At 70.1% G+C, this 1,390-nt stretch carries 2 protein-coding genes; one reads left to right on the top strand and one right to left on the bottom strand.

Annotated elements, in window-relative coordinates:
* Window positions 1-551: DinB family protein (locus tag ABZ885_RS41215; protein WP_360200351.1), on the bottom strand; the 551-nt coding region annotated here is incomplete at its 3' end.
* Window positions 552-752: 201 nt separating this feature from the next.
* Between ABZ885_RS41215 and ABZ885_RS41210 the strand changes: the two genes are divergently transcribed.
* A partial coding sequence (locus ABZ885_RS41210; RefSeq protein WP_360200349.1) for a DinB family protein occupies window positions 753-1,390 on the top strand: 638 nt, incomplete at its 3' end.

Below are 1,390 nucleotides of genomic sequence, written 5' to 3'. Positions count from 1 at the left end.
CACGGGTCGGGCCACTGTTCGGCGGCGGCCAGCAGGGGGAACAGGGTGGCGCCGTCGATGGTTTCGCGGATGATGTCGGCGTGACCGCCGTGCCGGGAGGTCTCCTCGATGAGGTGCAGCAGCACCCAGCGAACGGACCAGTTCTTCACGTCGGCGGGGAACCACGGCAGCCCCTGGGGGACGGGCACGGCCTGGCCGAGGTCGGCGATTCCGGCTATCACGGCGTCCGTCTCCCGAGCCGCGGACTCGTACTGGTCCAGTACATCCGCGAGCGACTCCTCCACGGTGAGCGCGAATTCGGCGGAGTCGCTCTCGTCCGCCGTCCGCTGTGGGCCGCGCTGCCGCTGGAGGATCAGGTCGGTCCACCCGGCCTCGCACCGTGCGGCGTGCTTGATGAGGCCGCCGATGCTCAGTTCACTGGCGGTGGGTGTCGACCTCGCCTGATCGTCCGTCAGTCCATGGGCGGTGGCGCGCAGCGCCTGGCGCTGCTGGGTGAGGTAGGCGAGCAGGCCTTCGCGCTCGTCGGCGATCGGCGGTACGTGTGCGGGCATGGGGCAGACCTTCTCTCCCGAGGAGAGGGCCGGTCAACCCTCTTGTGCAAAGAATTTCATCTGCTTACGCAAGGCCGGCGTGTACTCCCAACAGCACACATGGACAGGATTGGTCGGCGCGGTATACGCCGACCAGGGGCAGCAGTAGAGTCCTGCCTGAAACTTGCTGCAAGCTTTTGCATCGAGGAGAGGGTTCCCGCCATGCCGAGAGTCGTCCCGCCCGTCGCCGATGAGCGCACCGCGCTGACCGCCTACCTCGCCCACCAGCGGCGCGCACTGCGGGTCACCGCCTACGGCCTCACCGAGGAGCAGGCCCGCACGGCGGCCTCCGCCAGCGAGCTGACCATCGGCGGTCTCATCAAGCACGCCGCGCGGTGCGAGGAGTTCTGGACCGACCTCGTCCTCCGGCGGCAGCACGGGACACAGCGGACGGCGGACGAGTCGGGCGAGGACGAGTTCCGGCTCGCCGCGGACGAGACCCTGGACGAGGTCCTGGCCGCGTATGCAGTGGCGTCCGAGCGGACCGACGCGGTGATCGCCGGCATTACGGACCTCGGGCAGGCCGTTCCGGTGCCGCAGGGGGCGCCGTGGATTCCCGCCGAGGTCAGGGAATGGTCGGTCCGCTGGGTCCTGCTGCACCTGATCGAGGAGACGGCACGGCACGGCGGGCACGCCGACGTCATCCGCGAGAGCATCGACGGCGCGACCTTCGACCCGCTTCTCGCCGCAGCCGAGGCGTGGCCCGACCCGTGGGTCCGTCCGTGGGAACCCGCCTCCCCGGCGTCAACCGGCAGCAACCCGTCGATCGATCGTGCAGCCGCGGCAGGCACGGGAGCACG

The organism is Kitasatospora sp. NPDC047058 (genome assembly GCF_040643935.1).
Taxonomy (GTDB): domain Bacteria; phylum Actinomycetota; class Actinomycetes; order Streptomycetales; family Streptomycetaceae; genus Kitasatospora.
Note: the sequence above shows the minus strand (reverse complement) of the source record. Positions and strands in the feature narration are given on the sequence as shown.